Origin of the sequence: uncultured Haliea sp. (assembly GCF_963973825.1) — a bacterium.
Taxonomy (GTDB): Bacteria; Pseudomonadota; Gammaproteobacteria; order Pseudomonadales; family Halieaceae; genus Haliea.
In genome coordinates this window covers 26044-45693 of record NZ_CAXBAE010000002.1, presented here as the reverse complement: position 1 = coordinate 45693, position 19650 = coordinate 26044, and the positions used below count along the sequence as shown (strand labels likewise).

At 63.9% G+C, this 19650-nt stretch carries 17 protein-coding genes; 6 read left to right on the top strand and 11 right to left on the bottom strand.

Annotated elements, in window-relative coordinates:
• Positions 1–69 precede the first annotated feature (69 nt).
• Genes ppc through AACZ17_RS02705 form a run of 3 tightly spaced genes read right to left on the bottom strand, consistent with a single transcriptional unit; the run spans position 70 to position 4735 of the window.
• On the bottom strand, positions 70–2724 hold the full coding sequence (ppc, locus tag AACZ17_RS02715) for a phosphoenolpyruvate carboxylase (RefSeq protein WP_290738704.1): 2655 nt from the start codon (positions 2722–2724) through the stop codon (positions 70–72).
• Positions 2718–3716: a type I glyceraldehyde-3-phosphate dehydrogenase gene (gene gap / locus AACZ17_RS02710; RefSeq protein ID WP_290739722.1), complete on the bottom strand. Its 999-nt coding sequence runs from the start codon at positions 3714–3716 to the stop codon at positions 2718–2720. Before gap ends, ppc begins: the two co-directional genes overlap by 7 nt.
• A complete protein-coding gene (locus tag AACZ17_RS02705) occupies positions 3716–4735 on the bottom strand; it encodes a glyceraldehyde 3-phosphate dehydrogenase NAD-binding domain-containing protein (RefSeq protein WP_290738702.1) in 1020 nt (339 codons plus the stop codon). The genes gap and AACZ17_RS02705 overlap by 1 nt, the downstream gene beginning before the upstream one ends.
• Positions 4736–4879: 144 nt before the next feature.
• On the opposite strand from AACZ17_RS02705, the gene folE reads away from it, so the two are divergent.
• Both folE and AACZ17_RS02695 read left to right on the top strand, forming a co-directional pair.
• Complete coding sequence (folE, locus tag AACZ17_RS02700; RefSeq protein WP_290738700.1) at positions 4880–5557, top strand: GTP cyclohydrolase I FolE; 678 nt, start codon at positions 4880–4882, stop codon at positions 5555–5557.
• A gap of 136 nt (positions 5558–5693) precedes the next feature.
• A complete protein-coding gene (locus AACZ17_RS02695; RefSeq protein WP_290738698.1) occupies positions 5694–7007 on the top strand; it encodes an MFS transporter in 1314 nt (437 codons plus the stop codon).
• A 22-nt stretch (positions 7008–7029) separates the two neighbouring features.
• Here AACZ17_RS02695 and AACZ17_RS02690 read toward each other — a convergent pair whose 3' ends face one another.
• The 8 genes from AACZ17_RS02690 to AACZ17_RS02655 form a co-directional block, all read right to left on the bottom strand.
• Positions 7030–8703, bottom strand: coding sequence for an AMP-binding protein (locus AACZ17_RS02690; protein WP_290738695.1), 1674 nt, complete (start codon positions 8701–8703; stop codon positions 7030–7032).
• A gap of 106 nt (positions 8704–8809) precedes the next feature.
• Entirely contained in the window at positions 8810–9415 is a 606-nt protein-coding gene (locus tag AACZ17_RS02685) for a hypothetical protein (protein WP_290738692.1), read from the bottom strand.
• Positions 9408–9773 carry an outer membrane protein assembly factor BamE gene (gene bamE, locus AACZ17_RS02680; RefSeq protein WP_290738689.1) on the bottom strand — a complete coding sequence of 122 codons (366 nt, stop codon included), beginning with the start codon at positions 9771–9773 and terminating at the stop codon, positions 9408–9410. The genes AACZ17_RS02685 and bamE overlap by 8 nt, the downstream gene beginning before the upstream one ends.
• A 79-nt stretch (positions 9774–9852) precedes the next feature.
• Entirely contained in the window at positions 9853–11580 is a 1728-nt protein-coding gene (locus AACZ17_RS02675) for an alkaline phosphatase D family protein (protein WP_290738686.1), read from the bottom strand.
• Positions 11581–11674: 94 nt separating this feature from the next.
• On the bottom strand, positions 11675–13060 hold the full coding sequence (locus AACZ17_RS02670) for a DEAD/DEAH box helicase (RefSeq protein ID WP_290738683.1): 1386 nt from the start codon (positions 13058–13060) through the stop codon (positions 11675–11677).
• A 25-nt stretch (positions 13061–13085) separates the two neighbouring features.
• Positions 13086–14045 carry an alpha-L-glutamate ligase-like protein gene (locus AACZ17_RS02665; protein ID WP_290738681.1) on the bottom strand — a complete coding sequence of 320 codons (960 nt, stop codon included), beginning with the start codon at positions 14043–14045 and terminating at the stop codon, positions 13086–13088.
• A gap of 8 nt (positions 14046–14053) precedes the next feature.
• Complete coding sequence (locus tag AACZ17_RS02660; protein ID WP_290738678.1) at positions 14054–15577, bottom strand: inactive transglutaminase family protein; 1524 nt, start codon at positions 15575–15577, stop codon at positions 14054–14056.
• Positions 15574–16230, bottom strand: coding sequence for a RimK/LysX family protein (locus AACZ17_RS02655; protein WP_290738675.1), 657 nt, complete (start codon positions 16228–16230; stop codon positions 15574–15576). The genes AACZ17_RS02660 and AACZ17_RS02655 overlap by 4 nt, the downstream gene beginning before the upstream one ends.
• Before the next feature lie 210 nt (positions 16231–16440).
• Here AACZ17_RS02655 and msrB point away from each other — a divergent pair, with 210 nt between their 5' ends.
• The 4 genes from msrB (at position 16441) to AACZ17_RS02635 (ending at position 19550) form a co-directional block, all read left to right on the top strand.
• Entirely contained in the window at positions 16441–16905 is a 465-nt protein-coding gene (gene msrB, locus AACZ17_RS02650) for a peptide-methionine (R)-S-oxide reductase MsrB (protein ID WP_290738673.1), read from the top strand.
• Positions 16902–17591 (top strand): type II secretion system protein GspG, encoded by a 690-nt coding sequence (locus AACZ17_RS02645; RefSeq protein ID WP_290738670.1) that lies wholly within the window; start codon positions 16902–16904, stop codon positions 17589–17591. The genes msrB and AACZ17_RS02645 overlap by 4 nt, the downstream gene beginning before the upstream one ends.
• Complete coding sequence (locus AACZ17_RS02640; RefSeq protein WP_290738667.1) at positions 17588–18043, top strand: thioesterase family protein; 456 nt, start codon at positions 17588–17590, stop codon at positions 18041–18043. The genes AACZ17_RS02645 and AACZ17_RS02640 overlap by 4 nt, the downstream gene beginning before the upstream one ends.
• 85 nt (positions 18044–18128) lie before the next feature.
• Positions 18129–19550 (top strand): sulfotransferase, encoded by a 1422-nt coding sequence (locus tag AACZ17_RS02635; RefSeq protein WP_290738664.1) that lies wholly within the window; start codon positions 18129–18131, stop codon positions 19548–19550.
• Positions 19551–19650 lie beyond the last annotated feature (100 nt).

Here is a 19650-nt window from a genome sequence, read left to right as displayed (position 1 = left end):
TTTTTGGGAACCAGCCTCAACCATAGCACTGATTGCCAATTTCCCGTAGCGCATGCAGCCAGGGGGCCACTATCCGGTATTGCGCATACCCGCCGCGATACCGGCGAAGGTGACCATGATCGCCTGCTCAAGCACACCCTGGGGTTCACGACGCTGACGCTGCAGTAACTCCGCCTGCAGCACGTTGAGGGGGTCGGTATAGATGTTGCGCAACTGGATGGATTCGCGAATCCAGGGCGAATCCGCAAGCAGGGTTTCGCCGCCGCTGATTTCCAGTACCGTATCTGCATCGCGCTGCAGGGCGGATCGCAGCGACTGCCCCAGCCAGTGCAGTTCCTGCGGCACCAGACAGGCGTCGTAGTGCGCCGACAACCCGGCATCGGCCTTGGCGTAGACCATTTCCAGCATCGAGAGACGTGTGGCAAAAAAGGGCCAGCCAGCCGCCATCTCACGCAGGCGCGCCGCGTGACCGGCATCCAGCGCCTGTCTCAGGGCGGCGCCGGCACCCAGCCACGCCGGCAACATCAGGCGGTTCTGGGACCAGGCAAAAATCCAGGGAATCGCGCGCAGGCTTTCAATACCACCGCCGCCACGCCGTCGTGCCGGCCGTGAGCCCAGCGGCAGGCCTGCGAGTTCCTGTTCAGGCGTTGCATAGCGGAAGTAGGCGATGAAATCCGGCTCTTCCCTGATCACGCGTCGATACTCGGTGCAGGAACCGGCAGCCAGCTGTTCCATGAGATCGCGCCACTCCTGGCGCGGCGTCGGCGGGGTCTGCAGGTTGGCGCGACAGATTGCGCTGGTATAAAGCGCCAGGGTTTTCACCGCAAGCGAGGTCCAGCCCAGCTTGGTGCGTATCATTTCGCCCTGTTCGGTCACCCGCAGGCCCTGTTCCAGTGAACCCGGGGGCTGGGACAGCAGAGCCGCCTGTGCCGGCGCGCCGCCCCGCCCGATCGTGCCGCCGCGGCCGTGAAACAACGTGAGACGCACATCACTGGCGGCGCACACCGCCAGCAGCTCTTCCTGCGCCCGGTATTGTGCCCAGGCCGCCGCCAGCACACCGGCATCCTTGGCCGAGTCCGAGTAGCCAATCATCACCATCAACTGCCCCTGGATGTGCCCGCGATACCAGGGATCCGCAAGCAGGGCCGTGACCACCTCGCGAGCCCGGGACAGGTCATCGAGGGTCTCGAACAGCGGCACCACCGGCAGGTCGAAGGGGCAACCGGCCTCGCGCAACAGCAGGTGCACCGCCAGCACGTCGGAGGCCTGACGGGCCATGGAGATCACGTAGGCCCCCAGCGCCTCACGGGGCTGACGGGCCACCACCGCAAAGGTGGCCAGCACTTCAGCCACCGCCTCGCTGGGTGTCCAGCGGGGCGGCACCAGCGGGCGCCTGCTGGCGAGCTCCTGACGCAGGAATGCGCAGCGCGCATCCTCGTCCCAGGCGGCGTAATCACCCAACCCCAGCCAGGTGGTCAGTTCGGACAGTGCTTCCGTGTGCCGTGCACTGTCCTGGCGGATGTCGTGGCGCAGCAGATGCACCCCGAAACAGCGTACTCTGCGCAGCAGATCCAGCAGGGCACCGTCCGCGATCACCTGCATACCACAGGCCTGAAGCGAGTGGTAACAGAGGGAGAGCGGCTGCCACAGATCCTCCCGGGTCAACAGTGACGCACTGTCGGGGGACGCGCCGGCCAGAGCCGCCTCTATCGTCTGCAGGTCGCCTTTCAACTGCTCGCGCAAGCGCCGCAGAACGGCGCGGTAGGGCTCGTGGGACCCATCGGCCGCCTCGGCGAGCGCCGGAACGCAGACAGTCATGGACAGCTCCTCCACCAGTCGCGTCACGTCCTGCAGGTAGAGCTGAATCGCCTGCCAGCGGCTCAGCCAGAGTACCTCAGAGGTCACTTCAGCGGTGACGTTGGGATTGCCGTCCCGGTCGCTACCCATCCAGGACCCAAAGGTTACCGGTGCCGCCTCCAGCGGCAGCCGGCTACCGCAGCATTCCTGCAGCGCCGCATCAAGCCGGCGCATGTATTCCGGCACCGCTCGCCACAGGGAGTCCTCGACCACAGCGAAGCCCCATTTCGCCTCATCGACCGGGGAGGGCCGCTCGGTGCGGAAATCATCTCCATACCAGATCTGGGCAATCAGCTCACGCAGGCGGGTGTGCAGCTGTTCCTGTTCGCGCCGGGTGAGGCCGCCCAGTTCCAGCTGTGACAGGCAGCGACCGATCTCGGTCTGCTTGTGGATCAGGGTGCGCCGCATGATTTCCGTGGGATGAGCGGTGAGCACCAGGTCGATGCGCAGCGCCGCGACAGCGTCGACGATAGACTCCGCCGGCACACCCTCCTCCAGCAGGGCTTCGAAATTGCCGCTCAGGTTGCGCGAAGCCGAGAACAGCGGATCCATCTGCCGCGATACCGTGTGATGCTGGTCGGCAATATTGGCGAGATTGAGGAACTGGCTGAATGCCCGCGCTACCGGCACCAGCTGCTGGTTGTCCAGCGCGCGCAGCACCGCCAGCAGCTCGGCGTGGGCGGCATCCTCGCCGCCCGCCCGCGCCGACTTCGATAGGCGACGGATTTTCTCCACGAGGTCCAGAAACTCGGGGCCGTTCGCCGCTGCGATCGTGTCGCCCAGCAGGTGGCCGAGAAAGCTGACGTTGCTGCGCAGCTCACTGTAATCGGAACGCTCACCGCTGCCGGCTTCCCGGGTGCCTACCACTGGCTGAACCTCCGTAACAGATCACACACACGGGCCGAGTAGCCCCATTCATTGTCATACCAGTTAAGCACGCGCAGATAGCGCTCGTTGACAACCGCGGTGAAGCCCGCGTCGTAGATGGACGAGTGGGCATTGCCGATGATATCCGTGGAAACAATCGGCCGTTCACTGAAGGCGAGGATGCCCTGCAGGGCCGGGGAGGCGGCGGCCGTGCGCACCGCCTCGTGCACCGCATCCACGGTCACCGGACGTGCCAGTGTGACGAACAGATCGACCACTGAACCGTCGGGAACCGGCACCCGCGAGGCGATGCCGTGCAGGCGCCCCTTGAGCTGCGGCAGCACCTCACCCACCGCTTTCGCCGCGCCGGTCGAGGTGGGGATGGTGTTCTCCGCGGCCGCCCGACTGCGCCGCCAATCGGAGTGCGGCACATCGGCGAGCCGCTGGTCGTTGGTATAGGCATGCACGGTGTTGATCACGCCCTCTTCGATACCGAAGGCGCTATCCAGTACGCTGGCCATGGGCGCGAGACAGTTCGTCGTGCAACTGGCATTGGAGACAATGCGATGTTCCGGACGCAGGCCATCATCGTTGACACCCAGTACGACGGTGTAATCGATGGGGTCGGACGCCGGCACAGTGAGCACCACCCGGCCCGCACCCGCCTGCAGATGCCCATCGAGCTGGCTTCGCTTGCGAAAGGCGCCTGTCGCCTCCACCACAGCATCAATACCCATCTCCGCCCAGGGCAGGGCTGCGGGATCGCGTTCGCTGATCAGCTTGCAGCGTCCACCCGGGGTGACCAATTCGTCACCTTCCAGCACGAGCGACTTGCCAAACGGCCCCATGACCGTGTCGTAGTTCAGCAGATAACGCAGGGCGGCGTGGTCAAACAGGTCGTTGATCACCACAACCTGTATATCGGGGTCGTTCTCGAGGATGCGGAATACCGAGCGGCCTATCCGGCCAAAGCCATTGATTGCTACACGCATCATACCGCCTCCTCTGTGTGGTCCAGTGCCGCATACAGGCGCGCCACATCCAGCAGGCGCGCGGCGTGACCCAGGGTCTCATGCCAGCCCAGGGCCTTGATGGTATGCTTGCCGGCCTTGATGGTGCCGCAAGCGTCGAACACCAGCGAGTGGGGATTGCCAATGACGTCCGAGGACACCACCGGGTCCTCCACGACGGTCAAAATGCCCGCGTAGTCCGCCACGCGGCGACGCATGCAGTCGTTGACGGCGTCAGCCGTGACCGCCGTATCGGCGAAGACCAGGTTGACGTCCAGCAGGCAGCCTTGATGGATCGGCACATTCAGGGCGGAGGTCAGCACCTTGCCGGCGAGCGCGGGCAGCACGTGCCCCAGCCACGCCCCGGCCTCGTGCTGGTTGGGAATGATGTTCTCTGCGGCGGAGCGGCTGCGGCGGAAGTCGCTGCCCGCGTAGTCCTGCAATACCTGGTCCGAGGTGTAGGCGTGAACGGTGGTCATGCTGCCACACTCAATCTCAAACTCAGCGGACAGCGCGTGCAGCAGAAGGCACAGCGCCGTTGTGGTGGCCGACCCCGCGGATATCATGCGATCTGCTGCCCGAATGCTGTTACCGTTGATACCCGGCATCACGAGCCGATCGATATGATCGCTGGGCAGGGTGCGCAACAGCACTCGCGGCGCACCCGCCTGTAGGTGCTGGAGCATGGCGTCACGCTGGCGGAACTTGCCGGTAGCGTCAATGACGATATCCACCCCGAACACGTCCCAGGGCATCTCGGCGGGCGTGTCAGTGCGCAGCAGCCGGGTACGGAAGCGGCTGTTGTGGAGAAAATTGCCCTCCAGCCGGTAGCTTGCCGCTTTCATCTCCGAGCAGAGCAGATAGTGCAGGATGGCGGGATCACCGATGTCGGCTATGGCCACGATCTCGACATCCGTGCCCCGCGCTGCCAGGTCGTAGACCTGGCGGCCAATCTGGCCAAAGCCCATCAGGCCCACCTTGATGGGTCGTGCGTGTGTCATAGTCCCCCTCCTCCAGGCGTTGCGCCAGATTCCTGACCAGGTTTTGTCCACCAAATGTACGACAGCGCTGCGGCTTCGATCACCGGCTGGTAATCCACCCGGTACAGCCCGCCGTAACTACCCCAAACGTACTGGAGATGCGACATGGAAACTGCACTGGCTGGAAACATTCCCTTCCCAAGCAAGATGTCAGCAGAGGCAGCGATTGTGCGCAATGCTCTGCTGGAACGCGGCCTGGAAACCCCGATGATACAAAACGGGCTCTCCCGTGACGAAAAATATCGCCGTATTGTACAGTCCTTCACCGACATCACCCGCACGCTGGGCCTGGATCTGAACGACGACAGCCTGGCCGAGACCCCACACCGTATCGCGAAAATGTACGTTGATGAAATCTTTTCAGGGCTCGATTACTCACGCTTTCCAAAGATTTCTGTGATCTCCAACAAGATGCAGGTCGAAGAGATGGTGCAGGTGGACGACATCGATGTCGTCAGCACCTGCGAGCACCACTTTGTCACCATCGATGGCCGCGCACGGGTTGCCTACATTCCGAAAGACAAAGTGATCGGCCTTTCAAAAATCAACCGCATCGTACGCTTTTTCGCCCAGCGCCCGCAGGTGCAGGAACGCCTGACCCAGCAGGTTCTGGTCGCCCTGCAAACCTTGCTGGACACCGATGACGTTGCCGTCACTATCGATGCTGTACATTACTGCGTCAAGTCGCGCGGCGTGATGGACAGCAATTCCAGAACACGCACGACCTCGCTGGGTGGTGCATTCAAGTCCGACCCGAGCACCCGGGCCGAATTCCTGAACTGATCCCCCCCTGGGAATTCGGCTTTTTCGCCCGGCACTGCCGGGCTTTTTTTTATCCTGCATTGCGGTTTTTCGTCTGCCGCAAAGCGTGTACCCTGCCCTCTCTACCACAGCACCACGCATCAACACCGGGCACCCCATGAGAACACTGCTAACCCTCACCTCACTGCTGCTTTCGACAGCGCTGCTGCTGGTCGGCCAGGGCATGCAGCTGACCCTGCTGCCGCTGCGCGCCAGCAGTATCGGGCTGTCGGACTTCCTGATCGGTGTCAGCGCGTCCGCCTATTTTCTGGGTTTCGTCGCCGGCTGTCTGCTGATTCCGCGAATCATCGCCAAGGTCGGCCATATCCGCAGCTTCGCCGTGCTGACAGCCATCATGATGAGCGCCATTCTCGCCCTGGAAACGCTTGACGGCTGGCTGCCCTGGCTGCTGCTCCGTTTCCTGACCGGCGCCATGATCTGCGGCCTGTACACGGTTATCGAAAGCTGGCTCAACGACCAGACCAGCGCAGAGTCGCGGGGCCAGGTCCTGGCCATCTACACCTTCATTATTCTTGCGGCAATGGCCCTGGGCCAGATACTGATCAACGTTGGCCCTGCCGACAGCGCGACGCCCTTTATCCTCGCTGCCATCTTCATGGCACTGGCCATCGTCCCGGTGGGGCTCACCAGCCGTCTGGCGCCGGCCCCCATCGAATCCACGCGCATCCGCTTCAATCTGCTCTATCGCCGCTCCCGCGCTGCGTTCGCCGGAACCCTGCTCTCCGGGTTGGTGGTGGGCAGCTTTTGGGCCCTCGGCGCCGTGTTTGCCCGGCGCTATGGCGACAGCATGGCTGATGTCACCTGGTTTATTACCGCGGGCATCGCCGGGGGGGCGCTGTTCCAGTATCCCATCGGCTGGCTGTCCGACCGCATCGACCGGCGTTACGTGCTTGTCTTCCTGAGCCTGGGCGCGATTGCCGCTTCCGCCGCGGTTGCGCTCACCGTGCAGCACAGCGCGCATCTGGCTGCGGTGTTTGTGTTCGGCGCTATGACCATGCCGCTCTATGCGATATCGCTGGCGACGGCGGCTGACAATTCGTCGGCTGAGGAGTTTGTGGAGATCGGTACATCGGTGTTGCTGCTGAATGCCCTGGGGGCAGCTTCCGCCCCCATTCTGCTCGGGCAATTAATGAGCCTGTACGATGCCACGGCGCTGTTCTGGTCTTTCGGTGCGCTGTGTGCGGTGTTTACCGTGTACCTTGCCATTCAAACGCGGGACAAGGACCAGGTGGTCGCCGCGGAAGACCAGGTGCCCTTCTCCGCCGCCGCTACCGAGGCTGCGCCGACCGGCTTCAGTCTTGACCCGCGGGGACCGGAGGACGCCATCGGCGACCTGTTACCCACCGACACGCAGGGCCACGATGAATTCCAGACTGAGCCCGAGGCGGACGCGGAACAGCAATCTCGCTAGCTGTTTAGCATCCGCGCGGCGGTCAATCCGCCCAGTGCAGAATCACCTGGCGCTGTTCCGCCGCGCTGCGCGCAAGGCCCTCGGCAAGCTCACCGTAGCGCTCTTCTACCTTCTCACGGCGTATTTTCAGCGTCGGCGTCAGCACCTCGTTGTCGATGGTCCACTCCTGCCGTGAGAGGATGACTGCGCCAATACGCGCGTGCTTTTCCACCGCGTCATTGATGCTCTGCACCGCCTCGTGTATGGCCTGTGCAATCTCTGCCTCCGCCTGCTCGCGGGAGGACTCCGCCAGCTGGCGGGCCGCTTCATTCAGCACGGCCACCATGACCGTTTTGGAAAAACCGCGACCGAGCAGGCAGTGCTGTTCCGTGTGCGGATTTTTGGCAAACTCACCTTCAATGGGCGGCGGCGCCACAAACTTGCCCTGAATGGTTTTGAAGTACTCTTTGACGCGGCCCGTGAGATAGATAAAGCCATCCTCATCGACCCGGGCCTTGTCGCCGGTGTGCAGCCACCCGTCCCGGATCAGCTCTGCCGTCTTGTCCGGTTGGTTATAGTAACCCGGCGTGCAGCCGTCGGCGCGCACCACCAGTTCGCCCTCATCGGTGATCCGGTATTCAACCTCCCCGATGGGCTTGCCGATAGAACCGACCCGCCGTGAGTCGTGGCCGCTGACGATCACGCCCATGGCCTCGGTCTGGCCAAAACCCTCCATCAGGATCAGCCCCAGACGCTCCCACCACTCGATCAATGACGGCGGTGTCGGCGCGGCAGCGACCAGGCAGTATTCCACCTGATCAAGGCCCAGGCCATCCAGCACAAGCTTCCCAATGCCCGCGCTGTCCTGGCTCAGGGCCTGCTCCAGCACGTCATTACCGCCGAACTTGGCGATCACCGCCTGCTTCAACTGCTCCCAGACACGGGGTGGGCCAAAAAACATGTGCGGCCGCGTGCGCTGCAGATCTGCTGCCAGCGTCTCCAGGCTCTGGTTAAAACTCACTTCACCGCAGCAGGTCAGCGAGGAGAACTCGACAATCTGTCGCTCGGCAATGTGCGACAGCGGCAGATAGGAGAAATAGCGGGCCTCGTCTCGCGTCCCGAACGTAGAGCGGAAGCGCGTGATGGGCACGAGGTTACTGCGGTGCGTCTGGATGACGCCCTTGGGCAGGCCGGTAGTACCCGATGTAAACACCAGGGAAATCACGTCATCGGGCTGGCAGCGGTACTTCGGCAGCTGCCCCTGCCATTCCGCCAGCAGATCCTCCCAACGCAGGTGCGGCTCCTCCAGCTCTACCCCGGGGAGTGTGATCAGCGTGATACCCTGCGGAAGAACGCCCCTCACCGCGTTCCAGTTCGAGGTTTCCCCGACGATCAGTGCCTTGGTCTCGGTAAAATCCAGAATGTACTGGGCAGTGGATGCGGGCAGCGTGGTGAACATGCTCACCGTGACATTACCGGACTGGATAATCGCCAGATCCGCCATAAACCAGTGCGCACAGTTGCGCGATAACAGCCCGATGCGCTCGCCGTGGCCGAAGTGGTGCTCAAGCATGGCGGCCATGGCATTGACGGTTGCGTGGGCTTCCTTCCAGGACACATCCCGGGACCCCTCTGGCAGCAGATCCTTCAGCCAGACTCTGTCTGGCGTTTCCGCGGCCCAGTGAGCCAGCAGTTTGTCGAGTGTGTCAGCCTGCATAGTGGTGTCCTCTTTTATTGTGATTCGGGATGCCGGTAAACGGGGCCGGAAAACCCGTGCGTTCCAGTGTACAAAACCCGGCGTGGCTTGCCACGCAAATTCGTCCTCAGCGCAGCTCCAGCGTCTGCTGCCCTGTGCCGGTCGGCGTTCCCCGCTGTGCGACACCCGCCTGACCCATATCGGGACGCTGGGCCCGGTTCAGCCCAACCGGCAGCGGCTCCAGTGCCCCACGGCCCCAATCGTGCTGTGGCAGCCGAGCGGTGATGTCGTCCACATCCACGACCGGCACCAGCCCGACCAGTGGCTGCACCGAGCGCCCACCGCCCACGCTGTCGTCGCGACCATGCCAGCTGCCGCCCACCAGGCGGTGTTGCGCGCTGAAGGTCAGCAACAGGGCTTCATTGCGGGTGCTGGCCCGGCCGACATCAATGGACAGGAAGTCCACGCCCAGCGCACCGAGGCTGAAGCCCAGCACGTTCTCCGTCACCTGCCAGGACTCCCAGCCCAGCACATAGCCGCCGGGAATGGCGGACACGCGCAGTGGGGGTCCGAGCCTGGAGAGGATGTCGCCGGCACGAAGGTCCGTGGCGGGCGCAGCAGCCAGCGCTGCGGCCTCAGGGGCAAGGCTCTCGCCGAGGTTGTAGTGCCACTGCGTGCAGCCGCTGAGCATCAGCGCGAGTGCCAGCAGCGGCACGCGCCGTGTATCAGCCATTGTCGGCTGGCGCGATGCGGCTCGCCGCGTCAGTCAGCAGGCCGTTCTGGTCGAAGAAGAAGATCGCGCGATCATACTGCGTATCGATCTGCATGCGGTTGTACAGCACCAGCACGATACCTTCGCCGTCGGAGCGCTCGAACAGGTAATAGAGAATCGACTCGCCTTCAAGCGCGATCACCTGGGACGGCGGACCCAGGGCGGCCATCACCTCGGCGCGCGTGGTCACCCCCGGCTGGAGCGTCTGCATATAGGCGTCGGTCCAGCCGGCCTCTACGCCACGGCGGTTTTCGTACTGGGCACAGCCCGCAACCAGCAACAACAGGAAGGGCACTAAACAGCGGGCTACAGGTGTCATCGTTGATCTCGGGCGGCTTGTTTCGGATCATTATACGCCGGAAAACGGCGAACGGACCGCCCGCTCTCCCCCGTCGACATCAGCCCAGCAGAAGGTTGCTGCGCTGCACCACCTCCTGCCGGAAGGCGGCCGTCTTTTCGCTGTACTCACGGAAGTTGATCGTGGACACATAACGCCACTCAGCGGTGAGTGACTCCGGCGTGAAGCGGGTGACGAGATAACCCCGGTCGATCAGGTTGGCGTACACCAGATCATCGACCAGCGTCGCAATGAGGGGCGAAAACAGCCCGGCCACATCGCGGCCAAGCACCTCCTCCAGCCCCGGCGAGCTGACACTTGCGGTCGCCAGTTCCACGCCCACCACTTCGCCCGTGCTGGTAAAAAGCTGCGACGCCCAGGCGTTATGCGTATCACCCGCCAATGCGACCAGCCGGCTGTTCATCTGGCGTGCCACTTCCAGCACGCGGTCACGCTCGAAAGCATACCCATCCCAGGCGTCGAGATTGTAGGGAACCGCCGAGTCCAGCAGCGCCTGTTCCTCAGGCGTGCGCTCCTCTGGTGCCTTGTTCTTCGCCGTAACCGCGGCAAGCACCGCGGCGGTGCCGGCTGCCAGCGCATCGCCACCGCTGATGCTGGGCTCCAGCGCTTCGAGAATGGGCGCCGGCAACAGGTAGCGCGCCATCAGCACCTGCTGGCCAAGCACTTGCCAGCGGGCTGTCGAGTCGATCAGCTGGGTCTCCAGCCACGCCAGTTGCTCGGCACCGAGAAGCGTGCGATCAGACGCATTGCTGGCAGCCCGCGTTGCCTCGACGTCAATGCGACCACCACTGACAAAGTCCGGGTAGACATACTGCCGGTCACGGCCGATCACACGCGTGTCCAGCATGATCAGGTCCAGCAGATCACCGTAAGGCAATCGCCGGTAAATGATCTCCTGTTGACTCGCAGGGGGACGCACCGGTAGCCATTCATACCAGGCCTGTATCGCGGCGGCACGCCTGTCTGAATATTCGCCCTCGGTCGCCGGATCATGATTCTCCGCGCCCTCCCGCCAGGCATCATTGGCAATCTCGTGATCGTCCCAGACGACAATGAAGGGGTGGGCGCTGTGCGCTGCCTGCAGGTCGGGGTCAGTACGGTACTGCGCGTAGCGCGTCCGGTAATCCGCGAGCTCAAACAATTCGCCAGCAGGCTGTACCACGCGCCCCAGGGCTTCGGCATTGGCGCTGGCGTAGCCACCCGGAGCGTACTCGTAGATATAGTCACCCAGGTGCAGCACGGCATCCACCGGCTGCGCAGCCACTTCACGGTATACATTGAAGTAGCCCGCGGGGTAGTTGGAGCAGGACACCACGGCAAACGCCGCCGTTGCGGTGGCCCCTGCCGGTGCCGTGCGGGTGCGGCCCACGCTGGAAAGCACCTCGCGCACCCGGAAGCGATAGAAATACGTAGTGCCTGCCGCCAGCCCGGTAACGTCCGCCTTGAGCGTGAAATCCACGGTTTCGTCCGTGTTCCCGCGACCGCTGGCCACGAGATTGGCAAAGCCCTCGTCGCTCGCCACTTCCCAGTCGACGGTGACGAATCCGGGCTCACGCGGGGTCACGCGAGTCCAGATAATCACGCGATCCGTCAGAGGGTCGCCGGAGGCCACACCGTGATTGAAATCGGCGGCAACACCCTCGGGCAGCGGCGGGGCATCGCTGCCGTCCGAACAGCCGACCAGATTACCGCCCAGCAGCGGCAACAGGGAGGCAGCCGCAATGCCTTTCACCAAAGTACGGCGGCGCAAATGAGGGTGATCGGTCATGGTGTGCTCCGTTGGCAGCGCCGCGACGTGCGGCCGGCAGAGCACACAGAATTACAGCAATCGTGTTACCGGCGCAAGCGCGCCAGAAGGGCCGTCAGCGGCCACGACCGCCGCGCGATGGGGTGCGGCCATTGCCCTTGCCGCGGGCCGGCGCGCCGCTGCTGCGGGGTCCCGCGCGAGGTTGACGACGTGCCGGTACGGGTGCGCCATCGCGCGCAGCTGGCGGCCCGCTGTGAGGATTTTTTCCGACACGGGCCGATGCGGCCGGGCGCCCCTTTGCCGGGCGCCCCTTGGCCGGGCCTCCCTTTGCCGGGCCTCCCTTTGCGGACCGCCCCCGGGGCACCGCGTGCTGGGGTTCAAAGCCTTCAATCTCTTCCCGCGGCAGGGTTTTGCAAATCAGGCGCTCGATGTCATAGAGGTAATCGGCCTCGTCAGCGCTGACCAGTGAATAGGCCTGTCCGGCGGCACCCGCGCGCCCTGTGCGACCGATTCGGTGCACGTAGTCTTCCGCGACATTCGGCAGATCGAAATTCACCACCTGGGGCAGCTGCTCGATATCCAGCCCCCGCGCGGCGATATCCGTTGCGACCAGCGCCTGTACACGCCCCTGCTTGAAGTCGGCGAGGGCGCGGGTGCGCGCGTTCTGGCTTTTATTACCGTGAATGGCGACTGAACGGATACCGTTCTGTTCCAGCTGCTGGCTGAGTTTGTTGGCCCCGTGCTTGGTGCGGGTGAACACCAGCACCTGGTCCCAACCGTGCACTTCGACCAGATGGCTCAGCAGTTCCGGTTTGCGCTTCTTGTCTACCGGGTACACCCACTGCTGCACCGTCTCGGCAGTGGCATTGGGCGGACTGACTTCTACACGGACCGGTTGCCGCATATACCCCTGCGCCAATTGCGTGATCGGCCCGGAGAACGTCGCCGAGAACATCAGGGTCTGGCGGCGGGTGGGCAGCAGCGTGACGATGCGGCGGATATCGTGGATGAAGCCCATATCCAGCATGCGGTCGGCCTCATCCAGAACCAGCACTTCCAGATCGCGGAAATCCACGAAGCCCTGTCCGTGCAAATCGAGCAGCCGGCCCGGCGTGGCGACCAGCACATCGACGCCGCGGCGCAGCTGCGCAATCTGTGGGTTGATGTTCACACCGCCAAATACCACCGCAGAGCGAACGCCGTCATGGCTTCCGTAATCGCGAACGCTCTCCTGCACCTGCGCGGCTAGCTCACGGGTGGGCGTGAGCACCAGGGCACGGCAACGGTTTGGCTGCGCCCGCGGGCCGCCCGCAAGGCGCTGCAGCAACGGCAGCGTGAATGCGGCGGTCTTACCGGTTCCGGTCTGGGCAGCGGCCATGACGTCCTTGCCCGCAAGAATCAGCGGTATCGCCCGGGCCTGGATGGGAGAAGGTGTTTGATAGCCCTGCTCGGCAACGGCGCGAAGCAGGCTGGGCGACAGCCCCAATGTGTCAAAGGTCATCAGCAGCGACTCCGGTTTACACGGCTCAGGATGCCTGCAACACCGCCTGCGGCCGATGAAAACGCAGCTTGGCCTGCCGGATTCGGTCGTCGTGATCCACCGCGGTGCGCGCGATTTCCGCCGCAACACCCAGACGATGAATCAGACCCTCCTGATTGGCCACCTGAATCGCCAGCCCCGGCCGCGCGTTCAGCTCCAGCAGCATCGGGCCTCGCTGGCGGTCCAGCACGATGTCTGCACCCAGATAGCCCAGCCCGGTCATTTCAGCGCAGCTCGCGGCGAGGTCCAGAATGGCATCCCAGTCGGGGAGCCGCAGCGACTTGAAGCAGGCGCCTGTATCCGGATGGTGGGTTACCAGGCTGCCGCGCTGCACGGCCGCAACGCTGAAGCCTTCGCCGATATCGAGGCCCACCCCCACTGCGCCCTGGTGCAGGTTCGCCTTGCCGTCCGAGGCGTGGGTGGCACAGCGCATCATCGCCATCACCGGCACCCCCCGAAAGACGATCACACGAATATCCGGCACCCCCTCGTAGCTGTATTCCGCAAGCAGCGGGTTGAAATCGATCAGCGCCTCGATCATCGCGGCATCGTTGCGCCCGCCCAGGCTGTGCAGACCGGCGAGAATATTGGAGGTATGGCGGCGCAGATCGCGCTCATCCAGCACACCACCGCTGGACTTGACGAAATGCTCACCGTCGCGCGACGTGATCACTAGGATGCCCTTGCCGCCACTGCCCTGCACCGGCTTGATCACAAACGCGTCGCGGCCCTGCAGCAGGTCCAGCATGCGGTTGATCTGGAACTGGTGCTCAATCACGCCGTAGAGCTCAGGCACGACAATATTGCGTTCCAGGGCGGCCTTCTTGGTCAGCAGCTTGTTGTCGACAATCTGGTAGTTGCGCCGGGGATTATTGGCGCCGATGAACGTGAGATTGCGCTTGTTCATGCCGAGGATGCCCCGCTCCCGCAGGACAGAGGGTTTCACCAGCCGAATCATTGCATCTTCGCCATGTCGCGGAACCGGTACAGCTCGGAAAGCCGGTAGCCGGTGTATTTGCCGATCAGCAGGATCACGCCGAGAAGACTGATCAGCAGCTCGGGGAAATTGAAGGTCAGGTGCTCGACCACCGGCACGGACATGGTGAGGTAGGCGAGCACGGCCACCAGAAGACTGCCACCGCCCTGCATCATGACCTCACGTCCACCCTCTTCCTCCCACAGGATCGACATACGTTCGATGGTCCAGGACAGAATGATGGTGGGAAAGAAGGTGACTGTCAGTGCCTGGTCAACGCCGAGTTTATAACTGATCAGGGACAGCGCGGCCATCAGCAGCACCACCACAATCACCACCGCAGAGACGCGGGCCACCAGCAGCAGGTTGAGATGGCTGAGCCAGGACCGTATCCACAGCCCGACACTGACCAGCACCAGGAATATCGCCAACCCCACCCACAGCGTGGTTTGCAGGAAGGCCAGCGCAATCAGCACCGGCATGAAGGTCCCTGAGGTTTTGATGCCCACCAGTACCCGCATCATGACCACGACAAAGGCCGCAACCGGCAACAGCAGAATACCCTTGAAGATCCCCTGCTGCTCCACGGGCAAGGCGTAGATGGAAAAGTCCAGCAGGGCAAATTCGTCACTGCGCTCTTCCATGCTGACTACGGTCTTCGCCGACAGGCTGTTGCGCACCAGCGCAAACTCAAGCCTGGAGTCGCGGCCGCCCAATACACGCAGCGCCGCGCCGTTGCCCTGGCGCCAGACGAAAAAATCCTCCGGCAGGCCCGCTTGCCCGCTCTCCGGGTCGAAGACTTCCCAGTCACTGCCATCGTAGACCTGCAGCAGCGTGCTCAACGTCTGCCGACGGCGACCGTCCTGCAGGGCAATGCCGCGCACGGGATAGGCGGGAATGTCGACATAGGCCAGCACATCCAGCATGACGCGCAGCGGCGCATCGCTGTAGGTGCCGAGCAGGAACTCAGCGTCCTGGCTGGGCTCTGCCCGGCGCAGTTCCTGAATCATCAGCGCGGTGAACGTGGCCGGGCTGCTGGAGCGCTCCCGCAGGTCTGCCACGAAACGCTCCATCGCCGCCTGCTGGTCGGCTTCGAGCAGGGGTGGATCAGGTGTTTCCACGGGCATGTCGGGCAAGTCGGCACGCCGCGCACGGTAGACCTGCTGCTTGAAGTACAACGTTGTCGGGTGCTCCAGCAGTTGGCGCGACCAGCGTGCCACACGTCCATCCGCCTCCTCGAACACAGAGAAGCCGAAGCCGGAGGAGGCGAAATGCTCTTCCAGCGTTACCCAGCCGCCGAGCCCGGAGGGCAGCGCGAGGTCCACTTCGACCGGACCACTTGCCGGCTTGAAACTGGCCTTGGTCTCGATGGTCCAGACCTCTCGCGACTCGCCCGGCCACAAGGGCAGGTCGAGCCCCACCACTTTGTACGCTGCTACAGCGATACCAAAAACAATCAGTGCGCCGGCGACAATGCCGACCTTTGCGCGGGATGCAATCATGGGGCTGCCGGGTGCTCCAGGGTGTGGCGCCGGCTGACATCGACAATCGCCACGTCAGTCAGCAGGTTGCGCCCCACCACAACCGGGTAGGGCATCTCGGTATTCTCGGACAGATTGACTTCAACCCGGGCCCGGCTGTCGCCCAGGGTGAGCCACATGCTGACGATGTAATTGCGGCTGCTGTTGCCGTAGGCATCGACCGCCGAAGTGCGCCGCAACAAGGGTGCTTCCAGCGCGTGCTGCTCATCACTGGCAGGATCGACCAGCACATAGCTCACGTAACGCTTGCCATCCTTTTCCAGTAGCTGTACATCCCGCGCCGCTATGATGGTGTGCTCACTCGCCGTGTCGATCACCGCCTCCAAGGTCAGGCCCGAAGGTTCCACGCGAACAAACTCCAGCACCCCGATAATCGGCAGTTCAAGCTCCCCCGCTGTCGACGGACGCGCGGGCACCGGCACCGGAGCTGCGGGACGCAACACGATTTTCTCCAGCACCCGAGGCTCGGGGCACTCCTGCAGTGGGCAGATCGGGCACATGACAACCGGGGCTTCCGGGCAGATGGGTGCCTGGTTAGCCTGTTCGGGCAACGCCTGGCAACCCGCCAGAAGCCCGCACATCACCAGCGCTGTGACTTTGAATCGCAAAACCATGAAATCCCCTTATCGCGGCCATCGTCGGAAGCCGCCTTTGGCGCCAGTATACTGTAGCGCCGCGCAGCAAAGCACCCGCACGGAAAGCGCAGTTTTTACATACCCGCGCAGCACTATGTCCCTCTTGATCTTGCCCCGGCTTGCCCCTACTGTGCGCCGAGCGGGCTCGCCGACGCGGGTGGACCCACCGATCACAGAGAGGATGCCGTCATGATCACCTGGAACGAAATCTGCCGTCTCGCCAACGAAGGCAATCCGGAGCCCGACACGACCCTGCAGCGCAGCGATGCGGAATGGGCCGCGCTGCTGACCCCTGAACAGTATCATGTCACTCGCCAGGCCGGCACTGAACGCGCGTTCAGCAATGACATGTGCTCGCGCTTTGAGCCCGGCAACTACGCCTGCGTGTGCTGTGGCACACTGCTGTTCGATGGTGAGCAGAAATTTGAATCCGGTAGTGGCTGGCCCTCCTTTACCCAGCCGGTGAAGTCCAACGTCATCGCATACCACAACGACCACAGCTTTGGTCGCTCGCGCATCGAGACGACCTGCAACACCTGTGGAGCGCACCTGGGACACGTATTCCCGGACGGGCCGCCGCCCAGCGGACTGCGTTACTGCATGAACGCAGTCGCCCTGCACAAGCTTGAAGATGATGGGGACGCCCCGGCATGAAACGACTGCTGCTGATCTTCAGCCTCGCCGGATTGACGGCCTGCGGCAGTCAGGGACAGCGTGCGCAGGAGGCCGTCACCGCGGCCCTGCCCGCCGTCGAGACCATCGAATTTCGCGGGCTCACAGACTATCCGGGAGCCGTTGTCTGCGGAGACTACCGGTCTATCCAGCGCTATGGCGACACGCCGGGCTTCAAACCGTTCATTTTCCGGGCCGGCCAGGCCGATGTCTTGCCAACGGCCCAGGACATCACCGTGTTCTGCAGCGAAGACCCCGCCGCCGCTCTGTACGCGCTGACCGGCATCCAGACGCGCCCCGCGCCCGGCAGCGCGCTGCGCAAGATCGCCGACGACCTGGGTCGGCTGCAGACGGCGCTGGACGATTATTACAACGACGTCGCCACCTATCCACAAACCGACCCCGGGCTGGAGAGCCTGCTTCGGCCTATCGGCAGCCTGCGCCGCGCCGGGCGGTTCAGGGAAGGCGGCTATCTGGACACACTGCCCCTCGACCCCTGGCAACGGCCCTACCGCTACAGCGCGCCCGAGTTTGCGGGCTCGCGCCAGCCGCCCTCACTGCTCACCCTTGGCGCCGACGATGCGCCCGGCGGCGAGGGCGAAAATGCAGATGTATCCCTGCATGAACTGCACTACCTGCAGCACCTGCTGAAGATGGCCGGCCCGTGAACGACCACCCACTCACCTACACCAGCGACATCCTCGTACGGTTCAGTGATACCGATGCGCAGGGGCACCTGTACTTCGCAAACTACCTGGTCTACGCCGATGAGGTAGCCGGCTTCTACATGGAGGAGCTCGGCCTGGGTGCCATGAACCCGCAAACCGCACCCTGCTTCATCTTCACCGTGAACATCAACTGCGACTATCTGGGGGAATGCCGAGCCTATGAGACTGTGGCCGTACAGGTGGGCTATACCCGACTGGGTCGCAGCAGTGCCGAACTGGCGTTCACGTTACAGGAGAAAAGCAGCGGTCGACCCCTCGCCCGCGGCAGCCTCACCCAGGTATTCACAGACAAGCAGACCCGCAGGTCCATCGCCATCCCCGCCCGGTTTCGCGACGCCATCCTTGCCCGCCAACCCGAACTCGGTGTCGGGCAGCCGGCGCAAAGCAGTTGACCACAGGGGCGCCCTGGGCAACCATCGCGCAGTGGACGCTCGTCGCGCCGGTGCGCGTCAAGGCGTCGTAGCAGGACATCGGCTCATGGCCCAAAGGCCGGATTACAAGACTGCCCTGAGCGTGATACGCGAGCAGGTGCAGAGCAAGGACTTTGCCCGCAGCCTGCGCGAGTCGGCTGTGCTGCTCGAGCAGAACACGACGCTTGTCGAGCTCTGGAGCCTGCACGGACAGTCCCTGCAGGGACTGGGTCGACTGGCGGAGGCGGAGGCCTGCTACCGCACCGGCCTGGAGCTGTGCAATGGCGCACCGCGCCTGCTGGTCCAGCTCGGACACCTGCTGAGCCGACAGAATCGCGGCGAGGAGGCCTGTGACTGTTTTGCACAGGCGATGGCTGCAGACGCCACATTGACCGACGCATACCGCGGGCTGCTCAATTTCCGCGCCATCCCTCTGGACAGTCCGGAAGTCGCCACCCTGCTGAAACTGGCGCTGGACACGGAGCGCAGTCACGCTGCCCGAGCGCGGGCCCTGTTCCTGCTGGGGCAGATCTACACCGAATCCGGCCTCGACAATCCGGGCTTCGCCTTTTATGAGCAGGCAAACCGGTTTGCCGCGGCCGACCTGAAAGGCACGCGCGAGTACCAGGTATCCCCCAGCGCTGCGGGTATGGATCGGCCGTTTTTCAGCCGGTACCGCCGCGGGCAGCCAGCCCCGCACTGCCCCCTGCTGGTGGTGGCGGGTCTGCCACGCTCGGGCAAGAGTCTCGTCGAGACACTGCTGGCACACCATCCGGGCGTCGTCGCCGGTGGCGAACTCGCACTGGTGCGCAAGCTGGCGGCGTCTTTACCGGCAGAGGGTAACCTGCATGCCCAGGCCAGGAGACTCGTGGCACAGGCCGAGTCCCCGCTGCTGCAACTCTGCCCTCCCCTGGAGGGCGCTGGGGCGCGCTACCTCACCGACACGTCACCCGCGAACCTGAGCCGGCTTGGCTGGCTGGGCCTGCTGCACCCGGAAGTGCCGGTTATCCTGTGCAGGCGGGCTCCGCTCGATCTGGGCCTGGCGCTGTTCTTCAAGAATTTTCGGAGCGGCCATCGCTACAGCTACCAGCTCGCAACCATTGGCCGCGCCATGGCCCTCGCGGAGAAACTCATCGACCACTGGCAGGCGGCCCTGCCCAACCCCCTGTTGCAGGTGCAGTACGAGACGCTGGTGCGTGAGCCCGACCTGGTGCGCCGAGAACTGACAGCGCTGCTGGCGCTCGACGATGCAGGCAGGGCCGAACACCAGGCACCGGGAACACCCCGGACCTGGCGCATTTTCCCCAGCCGTTCACTGGACTCGGTGGGAGAGATAAGCCCCGCGCTGGTCGGATTTGCGCACCGCTTCCGGCACCAACTGGCACCCATGATGCAGGCCTACGCAGACGAGCTCGCCCGGCCGCGGCTGAGCAGCCCACCGGAGCCCCGCAGCGTTCGGGAGCGCAGGCGCAAGCGCAACAGGGCGTGAGGGCGCGCGTTGCACCCGGGGCAATAGTCGACTAAAATACTCGGGTATTCACCGGCATCCTGGCTGAGCGTGTCGCCATCAGGGTGCAGCGCGTGCGAAA